The following is a 24,871-nucleotide window of genomic DNA, read 5'->3' on the forward strand; positions in this document are numbered from 1 at the left end:
TTCGCTTTGGGGCTGAACGCCGGCCTGGTCCCGCCGCGAGTCGGCGCCCGCGTCAAGGCCGGTCTGCTGGAACTCGTCGCGGACGCGGCATGTGCGGGCGGCTGGTCGACCCGGCAGGCGGCAGCGACGCTGGGGCTGGATCACGTGCGGGTGCTGCGTCGGCAAGTGCGTGCCGTCCTCGGGCGGCTCGATGACGCCAGGCCTGGTCCGGAGATCGCCCTGCACGCGTTGCTGCCGTGGGAACGCGAGGCGATCGTCAAGATTGCCGGGGAGCGGCTGGAGATCGACCGCAGCCATCGCGAGCTCGCCCATCGCGGGTCGCGGCTGGATGCCTTCTACGCCTCCGAGAGGGCGGTTCGCGAGTTGATGTCCCTTTCGTCGCTTGAGCTGGGTAGTGCAGACCAGTGGTCAGGCCCGGCCGATTACGGGCGTGGCTGAGTGAACAAGCCTGCCCGGTCTCGGCGAGGATGGCGCGGCTGACCAGGCGTTTGAGCTTCACCCGGACGTTCTGGATGTTGTTGTGCGCCAGGGGCAGGTCGAGAGCCTCGCACAGCTCGCGCGCCCTTAAGGGACGGTCACGGTCGGCGAAGACGGTGAGAATCTGCTGGTAGAGCGGATGGCCGGGCAGTGCCGGGGATTGCGTGGCCGGTTCGGGGTCATCGGCGGTGTCAGCCGCGAGGGTGAGCAGCGTCTTGCGGGTGATCCGTAAATGTTCGGTGGCCTCCCTGAGTTCGCCCAGACGCGCGCGGTCAGCGCGTCGATCTCCGCCTGGATCTGTTCGATCTGGCAGGTCAGCGCCTGCTCGCGGGCATCGATCTTGTCCAGCAACCAGGCGCCCGGGTTCGAGTCCCGCGCGTCGAACATGGTCATGTCGACCGCCAGGAGGGGGCGGGAGCGCGGTCAGACGGCGGGACATCACGTCGGTCATCGCCCAGTACACCCGCGATTCGGAGCTGGCCGGGCGGTGTTCACAGTCGCGGACCAGACGCCGGTAGAGCATCAAGGTGCCGTAGGTCTGTTCGACGACCCAGCGTTTCGTGCGCGGCGGCTCGGTCCAGCAGGGCGATCCCGACGGTGTTCTCATGGGCGCAGGCGGCAAGCATGACCACGGCGATGACCAGGCCGAGCACGTCCACGGCGCCGCCTGTGGGCCCGGCGGCGTGCGGGTGGGCCCACAGGAGGCCGAATCGACACTGACCATCGACCAGTCGATCCGGCCTTCCGCGTCGGCGCCGGTCAGAACGGCCGCGAAGATCCGGTCCCACCTATGGTGTCGCTCGTACACGGTCTTCCACAGACCGAAACGCGCCGGCGGATCCCGCCGTGGTACCCCAGTGCACAGCCGATGCAGGATGCCGTTGATGGCCGCGGGGTGGCCCGGAAGATTCCGCCGCCGACTCACCTCGCTAGCGCAGGTTCCAGTCGTCCTTTCCGCGGGTGACGATGACCTTGGAGAAGGCCGACGACCCGGTGACCCTGATCAGGGGACCGTCATCCTGGGAACCTCCCGTGACGTTGCGCTTGCCGAAGATCGAGCTGCCCTCGTCGATCACGTTGGCGTTGCCGGGGACGCGGACGATGAGTTTGCTGAAGCGGGCGTTCGTCTCGATGGTGATCTCGCGTCCCGGCAGCACGGCGTCGGACAGGTCGATGATGAGCGCCCCGAACCTGGCGGTCAGCCGGGTGTGGCGGGAGGCCACCCAGCGGCCCTTGCGGACGACCTTGCTGAACTGGGAGGTGATGACCTGCTTTTCGATGGCGGCGGGCACGCCGGATGCGGCCACGTCGGGCAGGTCCCGGATGATGGGGACGAGCTCACCGACCGTCTGGGCCGTGTAGGCGACGTCGAGACGGTCGGCGTGCTCGACGCTGGTGAGTCTCCCGGTGGCGAGGGCCTCGCTCAGCACCGCGGCCACGCGGTCGCGGTCGGAATCTGAGGCACGCAGATGGGGATCGTCGGTCACGATAGGTTTCGACCTCCGGTATGCGCCGATAGGCGCGCGGGGCTTGGGCTGAAGCTCTTCAAGGTCGGGCGGGCAGGCGTTGCAACGCAGGTCGCCGCGAAGGGCGCGAGGAGCCGCCGTCCTTCGCGGCACCTGAGGGCTCTGCAAGACGATCTTCGCGGCCGACACGCTTGTCGTACCAAAGAACCAGTCGATGGCGCTGGAAATTGGGCAGCCCGTGCGCCGGTTCGTCTCCTACGGTGCCTGAGTGTCCCCGGTCGAGACCTTGGCCGAGGTCGTTGCCGCGGCGGGGTCCATCGGGGGATCCGCCGGCCCAGAGCGCCGCGCGGTGTCGGCCCGGCGCCGGGCACGGCCGCGCTCCACCAGCCACCATTCGACGATCAGCAAGGGGAGGGTCCAGCCGAGCCAGGTCGTCACGCCGGCGGAGGCCTTGATCACCTCCTGCATGTCCCCGCCGTAGGTCGTCTCGAACTCGGGCAGGACGATGAGGAATATCACCATGCCCCAGATGCGGTTGGTGATGATCGAGGCGGTCAGCGCGAAGCTGCGCAGCATCCACCGGCGGTGATCGGCGTACCTGTGCCGGCGTGCCATGCGAAATCCGGTGACGGTGAACAGGGTCCACAGCGTCGCGAGCAGCATGTTGCTGACTCGCGCGCCGTCGCCGTACGGGGTGGCCGCGCCCACGACGAAGCCGGCCAGGCCGCCCGGTATCACGCCGGCGAAGATGTACACGCGTCCGATCCTGCGGTGTGCGACCGGGTGGCGCTCCCGAAACCACGGCCAGACCTGCAAGCCGCAGGTCAGTAACGCCACCGAGGAGCACAGCACGTGCGTGGCCAGGAAGGGGTAATACAGCGGAAAGCCTTCCGGCGGCGGCACGCGAGACAGGGCGGGATCGAGAGTGGTGTAAGGCGGAACGGAGAACGCGACGAAGCCGAGCACCACCAGCATCAGCGGCACGACCCAGGGGCGCTTCCACAGTGGTGGTTTCTGTACGGCAGGCGGCGGCGTGGCGTGATTTGCCGGTCGCGCGAGATCAGTCATGCCCGGAGTTTGGGGTGAGGCGCTGACCACTCACCTACCGCGCACATACCGGCGGCATACGGTGCCGGCCTGTGGCCGGACGCCGCGCACGAGCCGCCGACCGACGGTGCCGCCCCTACAGGACGGTCACCACCGCAGACCGGAGGGCGCACTTCGACTTGTACGCCATGGCGCCCACCTTCCGGAGGAGGCGCCTACCGTTCGCCGGCCATCCGGCTGACCTCGGTCAGTGCGGCGTCAATGCGCGTGCGGGTGGTCTCGGTGCTGTACCACTGCGCGGGGCACTCCTCACGGGCCCGGGTGAGGAGGACGTGCGCCCCCGCCACGTCACCGCGGGACAGCTCCACTTCTCCCATGCCGAGATACGCCCAGGCCACCGTCTCCATGGAGCCGTATCTGCGCGACAGCTCGGCGGCCAGCTCGTAGTCGGCCGCCGCGCCCGCCGGATCGCCCAGGCTCAGCAGGGCGTCGCCCCGCCGGCACAGCGCCTCGGCGATCTCCGTCCCGGCGCCCAGCTCGCGTGCCGTCGCCAGCGCTTCATCGGCCAGGGCGTGGGCCTTGCGGTGGTCGCCCTGGTTCTGGTGCAGGGAGCCGAGCCCGGACAGCACCAGCACGGTGCCCCAGCGCTCGCCGATGGCCTTGAACGCGGCCAGGCTGCGCTCGAAATGGGCCAGGGCCTGCTCCACCTCGCCGAGCACGTCGAGCACGAACGCCGAGCCGACCATGGCCAGCGCTGCCTGCCACGGGGAAAGGCTGGCGGACTTCCGTGTGACTTCTCCGTAGGCCTCCATGAAGTCGCCGGGCGGTCCCGTGAACATCGACAACAGCATCATCAGGAACTCCACGCGCTGCGGCACGTAGGTCAGCGGAAGCAGCTCGCAGACCTCCTGCAGGTGGGAGCGCAACTCGTCGTCGATCTCGCCAGCCCAGGCGGTGACGAGCACGCACATCACGTGCTCCTCCACCATGCCGTCGAACCGGTGAGAGCCCAGTCTGCTCAGCAACGCGTCGGCCAGAGCGGCGGTGGCGGTGCGATTGCCGCGCATCCACCAGTAGCAGGCGCTGTGCGCCAGCAGCCGCAGGGCCGTCTCCATCTGCCCCGACTCGGTCGCCCAGCGCACGGCCGCGCTGAGGTCGTCGCTCTCCTCATCCAGCCTGGCCAGCCACTCCAGTTGCTCGCGGGTGCGCAGCCGCGCGTCGGCCGCGACGAGCAGGTCCAGGTAGTACGCGGCATGCGCGTCACGTATCGCCTCCACCTCGCCGGACTCGGCCAGCCGCTCCGCGCAGAACGCCTGGATCGTCTCCAGCATCTGATAGCGCCCGCCCACGAACTCCACCAGCGATTTCTCCGCCAGCGAGAACAGCAGCTCCTCCGGCAGCCCGCACACCCGCTCCGCCGCCTCCGGCCGCGCGCCGCCCACGAACACGCTCAGCCGCCTGGCCATCCGCTGCTCGTCCTCGTCCAGCAGGTCCCAGCTCCACGCGACGACCGCGCGCAGGGTCTGGTGCCGGGGCAGCGCCGTACGGCTGCCCCGGGTCAGCAACCGGAACCGGTCGTCCAGCCGCGCCGACACATCCGGCAATGACAGCGTACGCAGCCGCGCCACCGCCAGCTCGATGGCCAGCGGCAGCCCGTCCAGCGCCCGGCAGATCCGCACCACCTCGGTCGCGTTGCCCGCATCCACGGCAAAGCCCGGCTGAACGGCCGCGGCCCGGTCGGCGAACAGCCGGACGGCCGGGTAGTTCAACGGGTCGTCCACCTCCGGCGGCGGCAGCCGCAGCGGCGCCACGGGCAGGATCGACTCACCGGTGATGCCCAGCGCTTCCCGGCCGGTCGCCAGCACCCGCAACCCCTGGCAGGAGGCCAGCAGCACATCGGCCAGCTCAGCGGTGGCCGCGATGAGGTGTTCGCAGTTGTCCAGCACCAGCAGCAGCTCGCGGGCGGCGAGCGCGGTGACCAGCCGCGCGACCGGCTCCACCAGCGAACCCGTCGGCGGGGTGCGCAGGGCGTCGCGGATGCCGAGTGCGGCCAGCACGGCCCTGGGCACGTCCGCGAGGTCGGAGACGGGCGCGAGCGGCACGAAGCAGACGTCCCCCGGCTCCTGCCCGACCGCCTCGATCGCGAGCCGTGTCTTGCCCACGCCGCCCGGGCCGATCAACGTGACCAGTCTGCCGGCCCGCAGGCTCGCGCCGACCTGGGCGAGCTCCTCGGCGCGGCCGACGAAGCTGGTGAGCTGCGCCCGCAGCCCGTGCCGTTGAACGGCCGGGCGTGGCACGGCCGCGCCCAATACCGGGGCGGAACTGCCCAGCGCCGGGTCGGCCCGCAGCACGGCCAGGTGCGCGGCGGCCAGCTCGTGACCCGGCTCGACGCCGAGCTCCTCGTCCAGGATCTTCCTGGCCTCGTTGTAGACGGTCAGCGCCTCGGCTTGGCGGCCGCTGCCGTAGAGAGCGCGCATGAGCTGGGCTCGCAGCCGCTCCTGCAGCGGATGGGCGGCGATGAGCCGGCTCAGCTCGGCGACCAGCTCCCGGTGCCGGCCCAGGTCCAGATCGGCCTGCACACGGTCCTCGACTGCGGTCAGCCGCAGCTCCTCCAGCTCCGTCGCGGCGGCCTCAGCGTGCGGGGCATCGGCCAGCGGAGCGCCGCGCCACAACTCCAGCGCCTCCCGCAGCAGTGTGGCCGCCCGATCCGGGTCGCCGCCGGCCAGCGCCTGTCCACCCGCACGCGCGAGCTGCTCGAATCGCCCCGCGTCCACGTCCTGCGGGTCAACGATCAACCGGTACCCGGCCGGATGGAACTCCACCAGGTCCCTGCCCAGCGATCGTCGCAGCCTGGACACCTGCGACTGCAGCGCGTTGGACACGCCCTCCGGGGGACGGGCGCCGTACATGCCCGCCACCAGCTGCTCCCCGCTTACGATGCGCCCGGCATGCAGGGCGAGCAGCGTGAGCAGAGCCCGCCCCCGAGGGCCGCCGAGCACAACGGGCTCACCGTCCTCGCCCAGCGCGATCGTGGGTCCGAGGATCTGGAAACGCATGCGTCGATTATCGCGGACGCGGCAGCAGCGCGGCCCGTCTCCGCAAATGTCGGGATCTGCGACCCTGGCCCGCCTGAGAGGGCGGTCTGTGGGCCGACGCCACTGATGTCATAGGGTGATCGAGTGAATCTGCAGCGTTATGCCTAGCTGGTGGGCGTGGACGTGTTGAGATGGCCGGGTGAGTGAACGCAAGCCGTACACGACGGACATATCCGATGAGCGGGCGGAGCGGGTGCTCGGCTCACAGTGCGCCGTGTGGACCGAGCTGATCGATTCTCCCCGGCAGGTCGACTACATGGCCTTCCCCCGCCTGACCGCTTTCGCCGAGACCGTGTGGAGCTCCGCCGACCGCGACACGGCCGACTTCCTCCGCCGGCTGGAGGTCCACCTCGATCGGCTGGACGCGATCGGCGTCGAGTATCGGCGCGAGAGCGGGCCTCTGCCCTGGCAGACCCGCCCGGGTGTCCCCGGCCGGCCCGAGAGCGCCGACACCTGGCAGCGCAAGATCGACGCCTGGACCGGTAACTTGCGTCACTCCCGGTGATGATCGCCGCGCATGGCGCGGATCGGGCGAGGATCAGCGCGCTGACGCGATCAGGGTCTTCAGCCGGTCGTCGCCGGCCGCCCCGGCCACCGGCGCGATGCGCTTGTCCGGGTCAGGCGCCGGGGACGGACGGGATGACCTGCGTCCCGGCCGGCGGGTGACGACGCTCGGTGTGCTGGGAAACGTGGCTGTCCAGTGCGGGGCGTACGGCTCAAGCGACTTCGCGGTGAGCACGATCTCGCTCTGGTTCTCCCAGCCGCCGTGCTCGTCCGGCGTCCAGAGCCGCAGCCATCCGCGCTGCCACCGACGACGATCCGTCCGGGCTCGGTCTGCCACGCGCTGGAGAGTCTCGCAAGCCGCCCAGGCCGAGCGGACCGCGGAACGGTTCGTCAGGTCGCCGAGGACTTGGCGGCCAGCTTTTCGGCGCCGCAACACGTCCTACGTCAACAGCCGGCACAAGAGCCAGGCCATGTTGGACGCCGACCCGGCGCAAATCAGATGTTCCGGGGGACGAGGATGATTCGCCGCGTCCGCGAGGTCTTCGAGGGTGATGTCGGGGCGCAGCCTCAAATCGTTTACCGCCGGTATCGGTCACGCAAGCCTTTATGGTTGGCGCGATACGCGCCGCCCGTCAGACCGCGGAGCGCTCGGCGACCGGGCGGCGGCGCCGGTTCACGTACGAGATGGCCGGTGGGGTGTAGGACACGTCGTTGGGGCCGGCGTCGGTACCGGGCGGAGCGATCTCGTCGATCCGGTTGAGAATCTCGTCATCCAGGGTGACGTCGGCGCCGGCCAGCAGGTCGTCGAGATGTTGCATGGTGCGTGGCCCAATGATCGCCGAGGAGACGCCCGGGTGGGCGATCGCGAACGCCATCGCGAGGTGAGTCATCGGCAGGCCGGCCTTCTCGGCGAGCGGGATGAGCTGTTCGACGACGTCGAGTTTGCGCTCGTCGCTGAAGTGCTGCGGCATGCCGCCGGACCGGTGGGTGTCCGTCTGCTGCCCCTTGCGGTAGCGGCCGGTGAGCAGGCCCTGGCCCAGCGGGCTCCAGACCAGGGTGCCCATCCCGTAGCGCTGACAGACCGGCAGCACCTCGCGTTCGATGCTCCGGTTGACGATCGAGTACGGCGGCTGCTCGGTCCGGAAACGCTCCAGACCGCGCCGCTCGGCGACCCACTGCGCCTCGACGATCTCCGAGGCGGGGAAGGTCGACGCGCCGATCGCCCGCACCTTGCCGCTGCGGACCAGGTCAGACAGGGCTGACAGAGTCTCCTCCACGTCGACCGCCGGGTCGGGGCGGTGGATCTGGTAGAGGTCGAGGTGATCGGTCTGCAGGCGGCGCAGAGAGTTCTCGACGGCGGTCATGATCCAGCGCCGTGAGTTACCCCGGTGGTTCGGATCGCCGCCCATCGGATAGTGCACCTTGCTGGCCAGCACGACATCGTCGCGGCGGCCCTTGAGTGCCTTGCCGACGATCACTTCGGATTCGCCGGCGGAGTACACGTCGGCGGTGTCGACGAAGTTGATCCCCGCGTCCAGGGCCCTGTGGATGATCCGAATCGAGTCGTCGTGGTCGGGGTTGCCCATGGCCCCGAACATCATGGTGCCCAGGCAGTACGGGCTGACCTCGATTCCGGTCCGGCCCAGCGTACGGTACTTCATTATTCCCCCTTGGAATCGTTCGTGGAGCGTTCGGTGGGTGGTCGGCATGGTGACGCCGAGCCCTGTGTCGAGGTGCGGCGTCGCCGATCACTGAGAACTATCCGGGCGCCGGCTGCGGCTCGTCCCGGTACATCCATGCAAGCAACGCGGCGAGCGCCGGGCCTTCACGATCCTTTCGCGTGGTTGCACAATCCTCTTCGTTCAGGTGGCAGTCACAGCGGCGCCGCCGCAGCGGGACCGGCTCCACCCCGCAGGCGCACCGCGTCGACGCTGGGCGGAGCACCGAACTGGCGCCGGTACTCCCGGCTGAACTGGGACGGGTTGTCGTACCCGACGCGCTGGCCGACACCGGTGACGTCGTTCGGACGGTTCGCCAGCAGCAGCCTCGCCGCCTGCAGCCGGATCTGCTTCTGGAACTGGATCGGGCTCATCGCCGTCACCACCTGGAAGTTCCGGTGGAAAGCGGAGACACTCATCCCCGAAAGCTGTGCCAGCTCCTCGACCCGGAACGGCTGGGTGTAGTTCTCCCGGATCCACCGCACAGCACGTTCAATGTGGCTCAGGCTGCTGTCCGCGAGGCCGAGCTGACGGACGGCGTCACCCTGTTCGCCGGTCATCAACCGCCAGAGGATCTCCCGCTTGAGCAGCGGGACGAGCGCCTTCCGGTCCCCTGGCCTGTTGAGCAGGCGCAGCAGCCGTACGACAGCGTCGAGCAACTCCTCCGGGGCGTCACTGACCGCGATGCCCGGCGGTGCGGTGCGGGTGGACCGCGGCAGCTCCCCCGGTCCGGTCTGCAGCAGCAGCTCCGCGATGACGGCAGGTTCCAGGGTCATCCCGAATCCGAGTGAAGGGCGGGCGGTGTCGACGAAATGCCCCGTCACCGGGAGGTCGACCGAAGCGACGAGGTACTGGCCGGCACCGTACTCGTAGACGCGGTCTCCCAGCGCCAGACGCTTGCTACCCTGAGCGATGACCGCCAGCACCGTGCCGGACATCGAGGACTCCGGCGAAACGGCGTGGTCGACCTTGCAGACCCGGACGCCGTCGATGGCGGTGGTCAACCCGGGCCGCGCATGCCGTTCCAGCAGGTCACGAAACTCGTCCAAAGACATGTCACCATTGCAGCACGCAAGCCGTCGACGGCCATCGGTAGGTGCACGAACACGAGTCCACCCTGACCAGGGACAAGTTCACCGCACCTCGCTTCGCGGCTTCCGCGATCAAGCCCTGCGGCAGGGCTTCGAAGACACCGCCGTCCCTCCACTGCCGGAAGCGGTCGGCGCCGACCTTCCAACGAGAGCGGGGCATCACGGTGAGACACACGGCAGGTCCTCTGCCGGCTCGACACGGATGAGGTGCTTGGTCGCGTCTCATCCTCGCCGCGAAGGGCCTGCCCATCTGCTACCTCAGCCTTCCCGGTCTGTCATCAACGTCCTGTCCCGCAACACCTAGAGGAAGCAACTTGCGTTCCCATCCGGCAGTTTGAGGTCGATGAGGTAGTTGGCCACGACTTTGTCGACGCACGGATTGCGGACGACCGTCGCGCCGTGCTGTTCGCGCTTGACCGTGAGCAGCCGCGCCCCGAGCGTTTCTGCGAGGTTGATGCCGCCTTCGTGCGGCGTGAGCCCGTCGCCGGTGACCGAGACCACGGCCAGCGCGGTTCTTCCCCGTGTCGTGGACATGATCGTGCTTTCCCCCGAGATGGTGAATGATCGTTACAGACTTCCATCTACGTTTGGTGATCATTTCCACACCTGGAGTGGAGTGATATCCCCTGGCCAAGGGATGATGTCGGCTCAACAGCCAGCAGATTCGCGCACCGGGGGTGTGTCCAGGTTTTCGGCGTACAGTCCCCCCGAGCTCGACGGCGTCCGTGTGCTCGCAGGCTGCTGGCGGGGGTTGTGACCTGACTGGGACCGGATTCTCGGAAGTCACATCGGGATTCTCCTTCTGAGAAGGCGTTGTTCTCGGACGTATGCGCTGCGTTCGCCTTGTCGCTCGATCTGGGTACTTGATCATGGGTCAATGGTCTGGTTCGGCACCGCTTGGACGGTGAGCCCGGATGATCAATTCTCTCTCGCCAGGGCTGCTGGAGTTCGGGCTGGTGGGTGAGCTCGGCGATCGTGAGCCGGTACAGCGCGGCGACGGCGGGTGAGAGGACAACGCGCAGGAGGCGCTCGCCCACGGCTTGGAGGTCGGTTCGCGGGTCACCTGTATGGCCGGTCGCCGCTGATCCGCCCGGCGTGGCGCTCGCCGCGGTCCGGGCCTCGCCGACGACCGCGAGGAAGAGCCGTTCCTTGTTGCCGAAGTGGCTGTAGACGGTCTGCTTGCCCACCCTTGCGCGGGCGGCGATCGCATCCATGCTGACCCTGGCGTATCCCTCGGCAAGAAACAGTTCCAATCGGATTTGACTGGGGATGCAGATGACCGATCAGCCATGGATCTTCGCCGGACACAGCGACTTCATCGCGGGCCTGGCCAACTACGACATGAAGGCGCCGCTCACCGGCGCGCCCCCCGCCCAGGTCCCGCCATCGGACCTGGGCTCCACCCACGGCCTGGGTGGAGGCCTGTTCGAGGTGATGGTGCCGCCCATCGACCGCCTCCAGATGACCAAGACCGACACCGGCCTCCAGATCGAGTACCCGCCGCAACTCGACCGCCACTACGCCCTGGACCAGAACATCGCCGGCATCGGCGCCCTGCTCCGGCTCGTCCGAGAGTCAAAGGGCCGGGTACGGCTGGCTCGCACGGTGCTCCCAGGCACCGCTCGTGGTCACCCACGCCGCCCACGCCCTGTCACCTACCAGCCGGGCACTCACCGACGACCAGATCACCGCGATCGCGGCCAGCGACGTGATCGGCGTCAGCCTCGAAGGCGTCTCCCCCTCACCGGCCGGGATCGTCGCCGACGTGATGACCGGCATCGCGCATGCGAACTGGCTGCGCGTGCTGCACGCCACCTGGTGACCTGCCCCTCGAGCAACCGGTCCTGATCACACCCGGCGTCGGCGAGCGCGGGCCCGCCCGCTGTGTTCGAGCCGAATCTGTCGTCCTGTGCGGAGGTCGCGGCCTGTTTCTGGTGTATGCCGGTGGCCCCGTTATTCGACACTGCGATGAGTCATCTCAGCCTGCGATGGACCCGACCGAGAGCTGGCCGGTGGCGGCCTTGACGAGTTCGGCTCTTTCGGTGGCGAGGTCGATGATGGCCAGGTCCGCGGTCCAGTCGAGGCCGACCACGAGCCGGGTTCCGCTGAACGTCATCCCCCCTTCGATCGCATACCTGAGGTGGTCGCCGGAGATACGACGGTCCTTGGCCGGGTCCTTGGGGGACAGCAAGAGCAGGGCCGGGTCGTTGTCGTCGTTCCACAGGGCGGCGACCTGTCCGTCGCCTGAGGCGCTCAGGGCGCCCGCCCACGACGGGCCCGGGGCCGCGACACCCGGCACAAGAACCCCCGCACCGCCATGCGCTACGTCAAACCCGGCGCCGAAGCCATCGCCAAGGTCACCGAGATCCTCGCGCCACGCCGCCGTACCCACTGATCAACAGAGTGGCGGCTCGCCGGAGCTGTAGGAGTTCCGGGCCTCCAGGGCCGGGCCGAGGGTCCCTGTCTAAGCTCAAGCCCATGACACTGGAATGGGAACAGATCATCGTCGACTCCGCCGACCCTGTCGCTCTCGGGCGCTGGTGGGCCGAGGCTCTCGGCTGGGTTGTGGTCGACGAATCTGAGGAGATCATCGAGATCCGGCCTGAGCCGGACCGGATGCCGGGGTTGCTCTTCGTGCCTGTCGCCGAGGGCAAGACGTCCAAGAACCGGCTCCACCCCGACTTCCGCCCCGACGACCAGGAGGCCGAGGTCACCCGGCTGCTCTCCCTCGGTGCCCGGCGCGTCGACACCGTGCAGGACGAGCAGCACTGGGTGACCCTCCTCGACCCGGAGGGCAACGAGTTCTGCGTCCTGGGTGAGCGGAAGAGCTGAGCGGAAGTACTGGCGGAGCAACGGCGCTACTGGTTCCGCTCAGACTCGCGCTGCTGGTAGTCGCGCGGAGACAGTCCGTGGAAGCGAGAGAAGGCGGCGCTGAACGTGGATAGGTGGGCGTACCCGATCCGGCGCGCGACGGCGCTGGGCGGGGCGCCCCCGGCGAGCAGGTCGCGAGCGATGCGCATGCGGGCGGCATAGCGCCAGCGACCCAGTGTCATACCCGTCTCGTCGCGGAAGGCACGGTGGATCTCAGCGCGGACATCGACATCCTGCGTCCCGCCAGGCTCGCCGATACGACGCAAGCACTCCATCGCGACAGCACGCGCGCGCGGATCGCTGGGCATCGGCACCGACAGCGCTCGCTGCGCGGCGACCTGTTCCGCGAACAGGTCGAGGATGTGGCGGGGGTTGTGGTCGTCGGGACGCAGTACGGACCGGGCGCTGATCGAGCAGAACATCAAGTAGTCGTCCCACGCGGGCGAGAACCGCACCTGCAGCGGCGCTGTCAGCTGGAGGTCGCCGGTGCTCGCGTTGCCCAGCGGCAGGGAGACGGAGTTCTCACGGAGGCCGGTGACATGGTCCAGTTCTGCGGGGATCCAGGTCGCCACCCCTCGCTCCCGCTCGTAGCGTCGGTCGCCGATGTCCAGGTACCCGCTGCCCCGATACATCCAGCTGAGGACGTGGACGTCGTTGGTGTGCGACGGCGTGCTGGCCGCGGGCAGCATCTCGGGCGCGGCGGGAGTGTCCGTCTTGCGCATCATCCGGATCAGGTCGTCGGTCTGCCGTGCCGCCGCTGCCCGTTGCGTAAGCCCACCGGCGCCAGGTCGGGCGGAAAGCTCCCGTCCGAACTCGTGAGGGGTCAGTCCGAACCGCCCCTTGAAGGCTCGGGTGAGGCCGTTGCGGCTGGCGAAACCCACTCGAGCGGCCACCTGGTCCACGTCGTAACCGGCGGCGAGGAACTCCACGGCAGCGCCGAGCCGGCAGAGCAGCCGCCACCGCTCGAACGTGAGCCCGGTGTCGGCGAGAAAGTCGCGGCGAAGGGTGCGCGCGCTGGAGAGCACCCGCGACGCCCATTGCTCGACCGTGAGGTCAAGCGCGGGGTCGCGAATCAGTTCCTCGGCGACTGCTCTGGCGCCGCGGGCTCGCGGCATCGCCGGCGATGCGGATCCCTCCGAGCTCGGATGTCGCCCGCCCTCGACGGGCGCCGACGAGCGCGAGCCAGGACGCCGCAGGAGCTCCTCGATCGCCTCGGGTGAGTACCCGTGGCCGCTGAATGGAGTGACCTGCAGGTTGAAGAGCTGGATCAACCAGTCCTGCCAGCCACTGGGAACGTCGAACCGCGTCGGTTCCGACGCCCCCCAGGCGCCGACGCCGACGTGGGGCCACAGCGGGAAGGCGACAGTGCCTGGCGCAGTGGTGATCGCCCGCTCTGCCCAGCCATCTGCGGGAATCCAGACGCCCTCGCCGGTCTTGAGGTGGAGCGCCGGCCCGCCGTCGAGACGCACGTGTGCCGCGCCGGTGCGAACCCAGACCAGCAGTGGCCGAACGGGCGCATCTGCCGTACCCAACCGCGCGCTCGGAATCGGCGGCGGGTCGCCGGCGCCTGCGGCGAACGACGAGGGCACCACCACGTCCTAACTGTTCGGCAGTCTGCGCACACTATTGTTAGTGAGGTTTGCCTAACCTTACCAGTGCGTGCCGTCCCGATGCCGACGCGCGGCTTCTGCCCTCGAAACGATCGAAAAGTTCGGTTCCCCACATGCCCAAGACCTCGCGCCGGCTTACCGTGCACCCGCCGACCCTGCGTGAGGTCGAGGTGGTCCGGACCGTCGACATCACCCCGGGGATGCGGCGGGTCACGCTGGGCGGCGAACAGCTGCGTGCGTTCACCACCGCGGACGGCTTCGTGCGGCCGGCCTTCGAGTCCTCGGGCTTCGACGACGACCTCGCGTTCTACTTCCCGTACCCAGGTCAGCGAGATCCGGCGCTCCCGGTCCAGGGCGAGGCCAAGTTGATCGTGCCCAAGAATCCTCGACCGCTGTCGAGGGCCTACACGGTTCGCCGGTGGGACCCCGAGGCCGGCGAGCTGGACGTGGACTTCGTCAAGCACGGGGTGGGCGCCGGAACGACGTGGGCCTATCGCACCCAGCCGGGTGACCGCATCCACCTCAGCGGCCCGAGCACGTCCAAGGCGTTCCCGGTCGGCGTCGACTGGTTGCTCGTGGCAGGCGACGACACCGCACTCCCCGCGATCGGCCGCCTGCTCGACGAGCTCCCGCCCGACGCCCGGGCGCAGGTGTTCATCGAGATCGCCGAGGACGCCCACCGCCAGAAGCTGCGCGAGCTGCCCGGGGTGGACGTGACGTGGCTGGTCCGCCCCGGCGTGACGGCCGGGACCGTGTCGCTGCTGACCGAGGCCGTCCGCGGTGCGGAGTGGTGGTCGGGCCAGGCGTTCGCGTGGCTGGCCGGCGAGCACACGGCCGTCCGGGACATCCGCCGGCACCTGGTCGAGGACCGTGGCGTGCCCAAGGAGGACATCGACTTCGCCGGCTACTGGCGTCGCTCCCAGGTCGTCGCCCTGGCGAGCGATGGAGCGCTACCCGACCCGGAAAAGACGGTCGCCCCGTTCCAGAAGCTCCACGATCTGACCGAACTGGTCGCGCCGATCGCGATCCGCACCGCCGTTGAGCTGGGCGTCCCCGATCTTGTCTCCCGCGGCGTGACCAGTGTGACCGAACTGGCCTCCAAGGCCGGCGCCGACGAGCGTGCTCTGGGCAAGCTGCTGCGTTACCTGCACACCCTGGACGTGGTGACCGAGACAGAACCGGGTCACTACGCTCTGACGCCTGTCGGCGATGTCCTCACTCTCGAGTTCATCGCGGACCGGCTCCACTCCGCCGGCGTGGTCGGCCGCGAGATGCTCGGGATTCACGGCCTCACGGAGTCGGTCCGCACCGGCCGGCCCGCCTACGCCTCGATCACCGGCCAGACTTTCGCCGACGTGCGAGCCGAGCAGGACTACGAGGACCGTCACCTGGAGCGCCTGGCGAAGTTCCAGCCCGCACTGGCCGAACCGATCGCCACGTCCGGCCTGCTCGCCGGGGTCCAGCACCTGGTGATCCACTCCGGTGGTGCCGGCGCTCACGCCCGTGAGTACGTCGCAGCCCACGAGAGCCTGCGCGTGACGATCTGCGCCCTGCCCGCCCAGGCCGACTGGCTGCGCCGTGACCTGCCCGCCACGATTCCCGACGAACGGCAACGCGCGCGGGTCAGCGTGCTGGAGCAGTCCGTCTTCGAGCCCAGCCCGGCAGCCGACGCCGTGCTCGTCAGCCGCGCCTTCAAGAACCTGCCCGATGCCGACGCCGCTCACGCACTACGCCGGGCAGCCGAGAACCTCGCCCCCGGGGGGCGTGTGCTGCTGATCGAGGAGGTCTTCGACACCGGCGACCTCGACGAGCACGACGGCGAGGAAGACCTGATCGGCCTGGTCTGCCACGGCTCCGGCCTTCGCACCGCAGCGGAGCTGGACGCTGTCATCGCCCGGGCCGGCCTCACACACAGGTCGGCGCACACCGTCGGCCGGGGCATCACCGTCCACGAACTCCTCCGCTCCAGCGCCGGCTGAACCCCTCCCTCCCGAGAAGAAGTGAAAGAAGAGACCACCCATGAGCAACATCCCCCTGAGGAGGCGCGGCGCCGCCCTTGCCGCCGCGCTGATGAGCGCGTCGCTCGTCCTCACCGCCTGCGGCGGTGACGGCGACGACACCGGCGTCAAGGCCGCGGAGACCTCCAGCGTCAAGGCCGCCGAGACCCGCAGCGTCAAGGCCGAGAACGGCACCATCAAGGTTCCCGTCAACCCCCAGCGGGTCGTCACGATCGGCAACACGAACCTCCCCTTCATCGATCTGGGCGGCAAGCCAGTGGGCGTCACCGAGGCATCCGACTCCGAGCTGGGCGTGCTGCCGGAAGAACAGAGGACCGTTTACGAGGCAGCCGAGATCATCGGCAGCAACGGCGGTGAGGTGGACCTCGAGAAGCTCGCCGGCCTCAAGCCGGACCTCATCCTGGTCCAGTTCCACTCGAGCGACTGGGACAAGGTCGGCAAGCGGCTCGAGGCGATCGCCCCGACCGTGCTCTGGGGGCTCGACACCGAGTGGAAAGCCTTCGCCGACGCCATCGCGGAGGCCGGCAACGTCGCGGATGCGCTCAGCCGGCAGAAGGCGGAGTTCAAGGACAAGGTCGCCAAGATTCAGGCGACCTACGGCAAGATCATCGACGACACCTCGTTCGTCGACGTCTCCCGCGGCGACTGGAGCGATCCCGGAACGTTCTACATCGCGGACATCGGTTGCTCCGAGATCGCCCGCGACGACGTCGGCCTGGACCTCCCCGAGGCGGCCGAGGGCAGGGACCCCTTGGCCTACGAGTCCTTGCCGTTCGAGCAGATCGCAAAGCTGTCCACGTACGACGTGATCACCTACCCCGTCGACGCCGAGGGCCGGCCGACAGAGCCCTTCGTGCCGGTGATCGAGACCAACACCTGGAAGGCGCTGCCTGCCGTGAGCTCCGGTCGTGCGCTGGGGGTCTTCTGCCCCGGCAACAACTCCTACGGGCCCGTCATCCGGTACCTGGACTCGCTCGACAGCGCACTGGCGACCCTCCCAGCCGAGAAGTGACAGCCCTCGCCCTGCGGCAGGACAGTCCGGGCTCCGAGACGGTACCCGGACCGCGTCGTCGTCTGTTCGGCCTGGTCGTCGCGCTGGTGGTGCTGGTGGTCCTGCTGGTGCTGAATGTCATGATCGGGTCGACGGCGATCGCGCCGTCAGTGGTGTGGGACGCGCTGTTCCACTCCTCGGCCGACATCGACCAGTTCGCGATCCGCGACTTCCGGCTGCCGCGCACGATCGTGGGTCTGGTCGTCGGCGTCGCACTCGGTTTGTCGGGCGCGTTGATTCAGGCCCTCACCCGCAATCCCCTGGCCGATCCGGGTGTCCTCGGCGTCCACGCCGGCGCGTCCTTCGCGGTGACGGTCGCCGTGGGCGTGCTCGGCGTCCGCGACGCCCAGGGCTACATGTGGTTCGCGTTCGCGGGGGCACTGATCGTCACGCTCCTGGTGCTCGCTCTCGGGTCGACCCGGCAGGGTTCCTCGCCGGTGTTCATGGTGCTCGCCGGGGTCTGCGTCGGCGCCGTGCTCGGCGGCGCCAGGGAGGCGCTCCAATTGACCAACCCGGACGCCTTCGACGCGATGCGGTTCTGGAACGCCGGGTCGATCGTGGGTCGCCCGCCCGAGGTCGTATGGCCGATCCTGCCGTTCTTCGCGGTGGCACTCATCCTGGCCTTCGCGGTGTCGGGCCCGCTCAACGCCCTGGCTCTGGGTGACGAGCTGGCGGTCGCCCAAGGGGTCCGGTTGGTACGCACCCGTGTGCTCGCGGTGATCGCCCTCACCCTGCTCGCCGGTGGCGCCACCGCGATCGCCGGACCCATCGCATTCGTCGGACTCATGGTGCCGCACGTGGCCCGCTGGATCGTCGGCCCGCACCAACGCTGGATCTTCGCCTACAGCATCCTGCTCGCCCCGAGCCTGCTGCTGGTCTCCGACATCCTCGGCCGCATCGTGATGAGACCCAGCGAGATCCCCGTGGGTGTCGTCACCGCCTTCGTCGGCGCTCCCGTTCTCGTCGCGCTGGTGCGGCGGAAGAAGGCGAGCGGACTATGAGCACGCACATTCCGCGGGTGGACTTCGGGCGGCGGGTGCTGGTGCTGCGGCGCCGGCGGATCGCGGTACGGCTCCAGTGGCGCTCGGTCGTCGTCTGCGCGGTGCTCGCGGTCGCGGTCGCCGGTACGGCGGTGCTCGCGCTGATGACCGGCTCGTACCAGTTGAGCCCCGGGCAGGTGCTCTCCGCGCTGACCGGCCGGGAGACCGCCATCGTCCACGACATCGTGGTCGAGTGGCGGCTGCCCCGGGTGGCCGCGGCACTGGTGTTCGGCGCGGCTCTGGGGGTGAGCGGGGCGGTCTTCCAGTCACTGTTGCGCAACCCTCTCGCCGACCCCGGCGTCATCGGGTTCTCCCAAGGCTCCTACACCGGCGCGCTGATCGTGATCCTGGTCGTCAACGGCACCTACGCGCAGTTGGTCGGCGGGGCGTTGCTGGGCGGGATAGCCACCGCCGTGGCCGTGTACGTGCTCGCCCACCGGCGAAGGGTGCAGGGGTTCCGGCTGATCATCGTCGGCATCGGCGTCTCGGCCATGCTCGGGTCGCTCAACACCTGGCTGATCCTCAAGGCCGACCTGGACCAGGCGATGTCCGCGGCCGCGTGGGGTGCCGGGTCGCTCAACGGCGTGTCCTGGGACCAGGCCGTCATCGGCGGCGCCTGCATCGCCGTACTCCTGCTGCTGGCCGGGATGTTGAGCCGGCCGATGCGGCAGATGGAGCTGGGGGACGACGCGGCCGCCTCGCAAGGGGTACGGGTCTCGCCCGCACGCCTCGCCTTGATCCTGGTCGGAGTGGCGCTGACGGCGACGGTCACGGCCGCGTCGGGGCCGATCGCGTTCATCTCCCTGGTCGCCCCGCAGATCGGACGCCGACTCGCCCGCACCGCCGGGATCACCCTCGCCCCCGCCGCCTTCGTCGGCGCGCTGCTGTGCCTGGCGTCGGACTACCTCGCCCAGCACGTCGCCCCCACCCCGCTGCCGGTCGGCATCATCACCGTCGTGCTCGGCGGCGGCTACCTCGGATATCTGCTGTTCACCGAAGCCAGGAGGCGCCTGTGAGCGTGACCCCGCCCGACACCGCGCGCCTGCGTGTGGAGTCGGCGACGATCGGCTACGACAAGCGGGTCATCTCCGAGCGCCTCTCGGTGGCGATCCCCGACGAGTCGTTCACGGTCATCGTCGGCCCGAACGCGTGCGGCAAGTCCACCCTGCTGCGCGGCCTGTCCCGGCTGCTGAAGCCGTCGGCCGGGCAGGTCGTCCTCGACGGCGCCGACATCAACTCCTACAAGACCAAAGAGGTGGCGCGGAGGGTCGGACTGCTGCCGCAGACCTCGATCGCCCCGGACGGGATCACCGTCGCCGATCTGGTGGCCCGGGGACGGTACCCCCACCAGGGGTTCATCCGGCAGTGGACCGAGAGCGACGAGCAGGCCGTGCTCAGGGCGATGCACCAGACCTCGGTCACCGACCTGTCCGGGCGCCTGGTGGACGAGCTGTCGGGCGGGCAGCGCCAGCGCGTGTGGGTGGCGATGGCGCTCGCGCAGCACACCGGCATCATGCTGCTCGACGAACCGACCACCTTCCTCGACATCACCCACCAGATCGAGCTGATGGAGCTGTTCACCGACCTGCACCATGTCGGCCACACCCTGGTCGCCGTACTGCACGACCTGAATCACGCCGCCCGCTACGGCACCCACCTGATCGCCATGAAGGACGGCACCGTGGTCGCCGAGGGCACTCCGGCCGAGGTCGTCACGGCCGAACTGGTCGAGGAGGTGTTCGGTCTGCGCTGCCTGGTGGTGCCCGATCCGGTGGCCGGCAGCCCCCAGGTGGTGCCGCTCGGCCGCGAACGAACCCGACAGAGGTCCGCTGACAACACCGACATGGAGAGCGCGAGACATGGCTGATCCGTTTGTCGAGAAGCTGTCGACCGGTGAGTGGAGCCCGGAAAGGTTCAGACGACATCTCCAGGAGACGAGTGCACCGCTTGTCGAGCGGATCTCCGCGGACGAGGTGGAGGTGACGTTCGTCGACGAGCCCGGAGACGACACGACGGTCACCCTCTCGGTGGTGATCGGCCCCAGAATCGGCTTCAACCCGATCGGCACGGAGTTCGCCTCGGCGGCGCGGACGCCGTTCCGCCTTCTCACCCTGCGGATGCGTTCCGACCTGCGCTTCTCGTATGTGTTCGCACGACGTGGGCCGACGGGTGAGGGCGAACAGGTTCCGGACCCGTTCAACCCGCCACCGAGGTTCTCGGAGTGCTCGGTGGAGCGCTTCTCCGGGGCCTCGGTGGCAGTGCTGCCCGACGCGGTGCCGTTGCCCTGGCTCGATCAGGCCCAAGCGCGACCGGCCCCGGCAGTGGAAACTGCCGCGCTGGCGAGCGAGCTTCTGGGAGACGAACGCCGCATCTGGGTCTCGATGCCCCCGGGAGAGTTCTCGGACGAAAGCGCACTGCCCTTCGTGATCCACCTGGACGGGACGCCGGACCACAGCGCGCCGAGCGTTCGTGACGCCCTGGTCCGGGAGGGACTGGTCCGACCCTGCGTGGTGATCCTCGTCGATCAGCCCGCGCCGCAGCGCGACAAGGAGCTGCTCTGCAACCCGGCGTTCTCCCAGATGCTGGTTCAGGAACTGCTGCCGTGGCTCCACCACCGGTATCCGCTCTCGCGAGACCCCGGTGACGTTGCGCTGGCCGGCGAGAGCTTCGGCGGTCTGTGCGCCGGCTGGACAGCGCTCCACCACCCGACGACGTTCGGCAACGCCATCCTCCAGTCCCCGTCGTGCGGGTACCACCCCGACCTCACCTGGGGCACCGGGGCAGGTGAGCTGCTGCGCCGCACCCCCGTACCGACACTGATCGCCGACTACCTGGCCGCGGAGACGGCACCGATCCGCATCTTCCACGACGTCGGTGAGCTGGAGAGCTCGAACACCCACAGTCGCTGGCTGGACCACGTGCTCACCGGGAAGGGCTACGACACTCTCTACAGAGAGTTCGCCGGCGGACACGACTACGCCTGGTGGCGAGGAATGTTCGCCGATGCCCTGCTCTGGTTGTTTCCGCTCAGGAGCAGGGACCGGAGCCGGGCGTGAGGTACTCCTTGCGTTTCTCGGGCGCCGACACCGCAGGACTGGGGCGAGGACCGCTGACCCGCCGGCTGCCCGTGCTCCTGCTCGCTCCCGCCGAGCCGCTCGATGCCCGGCCGTTCGAGTCCGGGCCGGGGATCACCCCGGGCCGGTTCCTGCTGCGCGTGATCTTCTCGGTGAGGCGGGTCAGCGTTCCCGCGATGCTGCTGGCGATCGTGTGGCAGGTGGGCGAGTCCGCGGTCCCGGTGGTGATGGGACTCGCGATCGACCGGGCCCTGGCGACCGGGGATGAGGGACAGCTGGCCCTGTGGCTCGGCGTGCTGGTGGCCCTCTACGCCGCGCTGACGTCGGCGGCGAGGCTCTCGCTGCGGCTGACCGCCTATGCGGTGCAGGTCCTGCAGCACCGGCTCCGTGCCACCCTCTCCACGGGCGTGCTGCACCCGATCGGCGGCACCGCCCGTGCGCCGGACGGCAGCGTGATCTCGTTGATGACGAACGACGTCGCGCGCCTGTCCAACGCGGTGATCCTGACGATCATCCCGGTCTCGAGGATCACGGCCATCGGATTCATCGCGGCATCGCTGCTGGCGACGCACTGGCTGCTCGGACTCGCGGTGCTGTTGGGGGCGCCGGTCGCGGTCTGGTCGATGGGCGTGCTCAGCGAGCGGCTCTCCCGGGACACCCGCGAGTACCAGGAGCTGCTGGCCTCCACGGTCGGACAGGCCACGGACCTGGTCGCCGGCTACCGGGTGATCAAGGGGGTGCGTGCCGAGGCCGAGGCGAGCAGCCGGTACCGGCAGGCAAGCCAGGAAACCCTTGGCGGCGCCAGGCGCAACGCGGGGCTGCTGGGGAGGTTCCTTGTGGGCTCGGGCGTGGTCAGCGGCACGTTCGTCGCCGCGGTGATGGGGCTGGCGGGCTGGTTCGCCGTGGACCGGCAGCTCAGCATCGGCGGGCTGATCACCGCCGTCGGCCTCACCCAGGCACTGCTGCCGCAGATCCAGGCGATCGCGAGAACGTCCATCCCCAACCTCGCCGGCGCCCGTGCCTCGTCAGCGCGCCTCCTCGACGTGCTGCGGGACGACGCCACGTCGATGGCCGGGCCCGATGACGCGACCCGGCGGGAGGTCACCGCGCTGCCGAAGCTGGACGTGGTCGTGCCGAGCATCTCCGGGCCCGGAGTGACGATCCGGGTCGAGCCCGGCGAGCTCGTGGGCGTGCGCGCCGACGACCGGACCGCCGCCCGTGTCGTCGAGGCGCTGCTGGACCCGCGGGCCGAGGGAGGGGTCGAGGCGCGGCTCGACGGGATCGCGGCGCGGGAGCTGTCCCCGGTCGAGTACCGCTCCCGGGTCACCGTGGCGCCGCACCGCGCCACGCTGTTCAGCGGCACCCTCCGCGACAACGTCGCCGTGATCGCGGGCACGCCCGAGCGGGTGGACGCCGCGGTGCGAGCCGCCGCTTGCGACGACTTCGCGGCAGACCTCGACGTCCCGGTCGGCGAGGGCGGCAACCGGCTCTCCGGCGGCCAGCGCCAGCGGGTCGCGCTCGCCCGCGCCCTGGCGAGCGACGCGCCGGTGCTCGTGCTGCACGACCCGACCGCCGCGGTCGACTCGGTCACCGAGCACACGATCGCAGGCCGGCTGCGCGGTGTCCGGGCAGGCCGCTCAACGCTGCTGATCGCTTCGACCCCGGTGCTACTCGCCACCTGCGACCGCGTCGTCGAGCTGCCTGACGACCTACCCGCGCCCTCAAGGACGGCGCGGTGAGCGGCACCTCCACCGTGCCCGAGACCTCGGCATCCGATGCCGGGCTGCCCGGGCTGCCGGTCGCGAGCGGCCGCGAGACGGTCAGGGAGGTGTGGCGGCTCAGCCACGGGTACCGGCTCCAGCTCGCCGCGACCGGGGCGCTGGGGATCGTCAGCACCGGCGTCGACCTGATCGTTCCCGTGGCGATCGGATTCCTCGTCGACCGCGTGCAGGCCGGCACCGCGGATCTCGCCACAGTGCTGACGGTCACGGTCGTCATGGCGCTCTCGGCAATCCTCGGTGCCGCGGGCACCGCGCTGACGATCGTGCTCGCCACCCGCGTCTACCACTCCATCCTCGCCACGCTGCGCGAGCAGCTCGTGGGCCAGGCGATGGCGCTCCCACAGCACCTCGTCGAACGCGCCGGCACCGGAGACCTGATCTCGCGGTCCAGCGACGACGTCACCGCGGTCGCTGACGCCGCCCCCGCCGTGATCCCGGTGCTCACCGTCACCGCCTTCACCATCGTCGTGTCGATGGGCGGACTCGCGGCACTGGAATGGCCCTACGCGGCCGCCTTCGCCGTCGTGCTGCCGGTCTACGTGCTGGCCGTGCGGTGGTACCTGCGCACCGGATCAGGGGTCTACCGCGCCGAGCGCACGGCGATGAGCGCGCGTGCCCAGCGAATCCTCGAGTCCCAGCGCGGCTACGCCACCGTGCTCGGTTTCGGGCTCGCCGAGCAGCGACACCGGGCTGTGATGACGGACTCCTGGCGCGTCGCGGGGCAGTCGCTACGCGCGCGCACCGTGCTGAGCATGCTCAATGCCCGGCTCAACCTCGGGGAGTGCCTGAGCCTGGCCGCCGTACTCGTCGTCGGCTTCGTCCTCATCGACCACAACGCATCGACCGTCGGCGGCGCCACCACTGCCATGCTGCTCGTGCTACGCCTGCTCGGACCGGTCAACCAGCTGCTGCTGGTCATCGACACCCTCCAGTCCGCCCTCGCATCGCTGAGCCGCATGATCGGGGTCGTCACGATTCCGTTCAGCTCGTCGGATGTCCCAGTACAGGCCGCGAACACCGTCGTACAGCTCGGTGAGGTCTCGTTCCGTTACGGCGAGGGGCCACGGGTGCTCGACGACATCACCCTCGACATCTCGTCCGGTCAGCGCGTGGCCGTCGTCGGCGTGTCCGGGGCGGGCAAGACCACGCTCGCCGGCGTGATCGCCGGCACCCATCTGCCTGAGGCCGGTAGGGTGACTCGCCCCAGCCGTACCGCGATGATCACCCAGGAGGTCCACGTCTTCGCGGGCACCCTGCGCGACAACCTCACCCTCGCCGCCCCCGGGGCCACCGACCGCGACCTCCACGCAGCGCTGGAAGCCACCGGCGCCGCATCGATCCTCGATGTTCTCCCCGACCGGTTGGACACCGTGCTAGGTGCCGGCGGACACCCGCTCACCGACGCACAGGCGCAGCAGCTCGCCCTCGCCCGCCTGCTGCTCACCGACGCTGATCTGGTGATCCTCGACGAAGCGACCGCCGAGGCCGGCTCCACCAATGCCGGACAGCTCGACCGCGCTGCCGATGCCGTCCTCGCCGGGCGCACCGCAGTCGTAGTCGCGCACCGTCTCTCTCAAGCGGCAACCTGCGACCGGATCATGGTGATGGAGCACGGCCGGATCATCGAGACCGGCACCCACGAAGAACTGGTTGATGCCGGTGGTGTGTACGCCGGGCTGTGGAGGGCCTGGGAGACCGCTCAGTGACGACAGCGCGACCAGGCCAGGATTCGCCGCAGTCCGCGGAGCTTGTCATCCTGAGTGAGCCGGTCGGGATGGCGGGTCAGCAAGGCGGCGAACTTACGCCGGCAAGCTGTTTCCGAACGCTCCTGCACGGCCGGGCGTGGACGCATGCCGAGGGGCCGACGCGGGCGCTGCAGCAGGTGGACGACATCGCCCGGCTCCGGCTGGAGCGGGTGCGCTGCGCGGCGCCGGCGCCGGCGCTGGCGATCTGACGCCGCTGGGTGCCGATGTGGCCCAGGTCCTCGACGGCATCGAACAACTCGTCCCGGTCGACCTGGCCAGCGTC

23 protein-coding genes and 2 pseudogenes are annotated in these 24,871 nt (G+C 69.7%); 13 read left to right on the forward strand and 12 right to left on the reverse strand.

The annotated features are described in order from the left end of the window. The first annotated feature begins 6 nt into the window (after window positions 1-6). The gene (locus AB0C27_RS28325; RefSeq protein ID WP_357850274.1) at window positions 7-438 is read left to right on the forward strand and encodes a hypothetical protein; all 432 of its coding nucleotides are present in this window, start codon (window positions 7-9) and stop codon (window positions 436-438) included. A 126-nt stretch (window positions 439-564) separates the two neighbouring features. On the opposite strand, the gene AB0C27_RS28330 is transcribed toward AB0C27_RS28325, so the two are convergent. The 5 genes and pseudogenes from AB0C27_RS28330 to AB0C27_RS28350 form a co-directional block, all read right to left on the reverse strand. After that, complete coding sequence (locus AB0C27_RS28330) at window positions 565-870, reverse strand: hypothetical protein (RefSeq protein WP_357850276.1); 306 nt, start codon at window positions 868-870, stop codon at window positions 565-567. Window positions 871-1,219: 349 nt separating this feature from the next. Further along, window positions 1,220-1,363: pseudogene (locus AB0C27_RS28335) on the reverse strand (transposase); the annotation flags it as partial. Window positions 1,364-1,406: 43 nt separating this feature from the next. Beyond that, window positions 1,407-1,964, reverse strand: coding sequence for a DUF1707 domain-containing protein (locus AB0C27_RS28340; RefSeq protein ID WP_357849408.1), 558 nt, complete (start codon window positions 1,962-1,964; stop codon window positions 1,407-1,409). A gap of 234 nt (window positions 1,965-2,198) precedes the next feature. Next, window positions 2,199-3,011, reverse strand: coding sequence for a DUF2306 domain-containing protein (locus AB0C27_RS28345; protein ID WP_357849410.1), 813 nt, complete (start codon window positions 3,009-3,011; stop codon window positions 2,199-2,201). Between the two features lie 194 nt (window positions 3,012-3,205). Beyond that, a complete protein-coding gene (locus tag AB0C27_RS28350) occupies window positions 3,206-6,046 on the reverse strand; it encodes a BTAD domain-containing putative transcriptional regulator (protein WP_357849413.1) in 2,841 nt (946 codons plus the stop codon). Between the two features lie 208 nt (window positions 6,047-6,254). Here AB0C27_RS28350 and AB0C27_RS28355 point away from each other — a divergent pair. Next, window positions 6,255-6,590: pseudogene (locus AB0C27_RS28355) on the forward strand (family 20 glycosylhydrolase); the annotation flags it as partial. Window positions 6,591-6,623: 33 nt separating this feature from the next. Here AB0C27_RS28355 and AB0C27_RS28360 read toward each other — a convergent pair. From AB0C27_RS28360 to AB0C27_RS28380, 5 genes are all read right to left on the reverse strand, one after another. Further along, window positions 6,624-6,926, reverse strand: coding sequence for a hypothetical protein (locus AB0C27_RS28360; RefSeq protein ID WP_357849416.1), 303 nt, complete (start codon window positions 6,924-6,926; stop codon window positions 6,624-6,626). 295 nt (window positions 6,927-7,221) lie between these two features. Then, window positions 7,222-8,250 carry an aldo/keto reductase gene (locus tag AB0C27_RS28365; protein WP_357849419.1) on the reverse strand — a complete coding sequence of 343 codons (1,029 nt, stop codon included), beginning with the start codon at window positions 8,248-8,250 and terminating at the stop codon, window positions 7,222-7,224. A gap of 212 nt (window positions 8,251-8,462) precedes the next feature. Beyond that, the gene (locus tag AB0C27_RS28370) at window positions 8,463-9,362 is read right to left on the reverse strand and encodes an AraC family transcriptional regulator (protein WP_357849422.1); all 900 of its coding nucleotides are present in this window, start codon (window positions 9,360-9,362) and stop codon (window positions 8,463-8,465) included. 336 nt (window positions 9,363-9,698) lie between these two features. Then, window positions 9,699-9,932: an alpha/beta hydrolase gene (locus tag AB0C27_RS28375; protein ID WP_357849425.1), complete on the reverse strand. Its 234-nt coding sequence runs from the start codon at window positions 9,930-9,932 to the stop codon at window positions 9,699-9,701. A gap of 47 nt (window positions 9,933-9,979) precedes the next feature. Further along, window positions 9,980-10,651, reverse strand: a complete 672-nt coding sequence (locus AB0C27_RS28380; protein ID WP_357849428.1) for a TetR/AcrR family transcriptional regulator — start codon at window positions 10,649-10,651, stop codon at window positions 9,980-9,982. A gap of 371 nt (window positions 10,652-11,022) precedes the next feature. On the opposite strand from AB0C27_RS28380, the gene AB0C27_RS28385 reads away from it, so the two are divergent. Continuing rightward, window positions 11,023-11,220: a hypothetical protein gene (locus tag AB0C27_RS28385; protein ID WP_357849431.1), complete on the forward strand. Its 198-nt coding sequence runs from the start codon at window positions 11,023-11,025 to the stop codon at window positions 11,218-11,220. Window positions 11,221-11,376: 156 nt separating this feature from the next. Here AB0C27_RS28385 and AB0C27_RS28390 read toward each other — a convergent pair whose 3' ends face one another. Next, complete coding sequence (locus AB0C27_RS28390; protein ID WP_357849434.1) at window positions 11,377-11,697, reverse strand: hypothetical protein; 321 nt, start codon at window positions 11,695-11,697, stop codon at window positions 11,377-11,379. Between the two features lie 179 nt (window positions 11,698-11,876). Between AB0C27_RS28390 and AB0C27_RS28395 the strand changes: the two genes are divergently transcribed. After that, the gene (locus AB0C27_RS28395) at window positions 11,877-12,230 is read left to right on the forward strand and encodes a VOC family protein (RefSeq protein WP_357849437.1); all 354 of its coding nucleotides are present in this window, start codon (window positions 11,877-11,879) and stop codon (window positions 12,228-12,230) included. A 26-nt stretch (window positions 12,231-12,256) separates the two neighbouring features. Here AB0C27_RS28395 and AB0C27_RS28400 read toward each other — a convergent pair whose 3' ends face one another. Next, entirely contained in the window at window positions 12,257-13,864 is a 1,608-nt protein-coding gene (locus AB0C27_RS28400) for an AraC family transcriptional regulator (RefSeq protein WP_357849440.1), read from the reverse strand. 128 nt (window positions 13,865-13,992) lie between these two features. On the opposite strand from AB0C27_RS28400, the gene AB0C27_RS28405 reads away from it, so the two are divergent. Genes AB0C27_RS28405 through AB0C27_RS28445 form a run of 9 tightly spaced genes read left to right on the forward strand, consistent with a single transcriptional unit; the run spans window position 13,993 to window position 24,797 of the window. Further along, window positions 13,993-15,858 (forward strand): siderophore-interacting protein, encoded by a 1,866-nt coding sequence (locus AB0C27_RS28405; RefSeq protein ID WP_357849443.1) that lies wholly within the window; start codon window positions 13,993-13,995, stop codon window positions 15,856-15,858. 40 nt (window positions 15,859-15,898) lie between these two features. Continuing rightward, window positions 15,899-16,909, forward strand: coding sequence for an ABC transporter substrate-binding protein (locus tag AB0C27_RS28410; RefSeq protein ID WP_357849446.1), 1,011 nt, complete (start codon window positions 15,899-15,901; stop codon window positions 16,907-16,909). Beyond that, window positions 16,906-17,949: an iron chelate uptake ABC transporter family permease subunit gene (locus tag AB0C27_RS28415; RefSeq protein WP_357849449.1), complete on the forward strand. Its 1,044-nt coding sequence runs from the start codon at window positions 16,906-16,908 to the stop codon at window positions 17,947-17,949. Before AB0C27_RS28410 ends, AB0C27_RS28415 begins: the two co-directional genes overlap by 4 nt. After that, window positions 17,946-19,004 (forward strand): iron chelate uptake ABC transporter family permease subunit, encoded by a 1,059-nt coding sequence (locus tag AB0C27_RS28420; RefSeq protein ID WP_357849452.1) that lies wholly within the window; start codon window positions 17,946-17,948, stop codon window positions 19,002-19,004. Before AB0C27_RS28415 ends, AB0C27_RS28420 begins: the two co-directional genes overlap by 4 nt. A gap of 2 nt (window positions 19,005-19,006) precedes the next feature. After that, on the forward strand, window positions 19,007-19,855 hold the full coding sequence (locus tag AB0C27_RS28425) for an ABC transporter ATP-binding protein (RefSeq protein ID WP_357850248.1): 849 nt from the start codon (window positions 19,007-19,009) through the stop codon (window positions 19,853-19,855). After that, a complete protein-coding gene (locus AB0C27_RS28430) occupies window positions 19,848-21,044 on the forward strand; it encodes an alpha/beta hydrolase-fold protein (RefSeq protein ID WP_357849455.1) in 1,197 nt (398 codons plus the stop codon). The genes AB0C27_RS28425 and AB0C27_RS28430 overlap by 8 nt, the downstream gene beginning before the upstream one ends. Beyond that, the gene (locus tag AB0C27_RS28435; RefSeq protein WP_357849458.1) at window positions 21,041-22,801 is read left to right on the forward strand and encodes an ABC transporter ATP-binding protein; all 1,761 of its coding nucleotides are present in this window, start codon (window positions 21,041-21,043) and stop codon (window positions 22,799-22,801) included. The genes AB0C27_RS28430 and AB0C27_RS28435 overlap by 4 nt, the downstream gene beginning before the upstream one ends. Further along, complete coding sequence (locus AB0C27_RS28440; protein ID WP_357849461.1) at window positions 22,798-24,549, forward strand: ABC transporter ATP-binding protein; 1,752 nt, start codon at window positions 22,798-22,800, stop codon at window positions 24,547-24,549. The genes AB0C27_RS28435 and AB0C27_RS28440 overlap by 4 nt, the downstream gene beginning before the upstream one ends. After that, window positions 24,546-24,797, forward strand: coding sequence for a hypothetical protein (locus tag AB0C27_RS28445; RefSeq protein WP_357849464.1), 252 nt, complete (start codon window positions 24,546-24,548; stop codon window positions 24,795-24,797). Before AB0C27_RS28440 ends, AB0C27_RS28445 begins: the two co-directional genes overlap by 4 nt. The last annotated feature ends 74 nt before the right edge of the window (window positions 24,798-24,871 follow it).

Origin of the sequence: Nonomuraea sp. NPDC048882, assembly GCF_040649755.1 — a bacterium.
GTDB lineage: Bacteria > Actinomycetota > Actinomycetes > Streptosporangiales > Streptosporangiaceae > Nonomuraea > Nonomuraea maheshkhaliensis.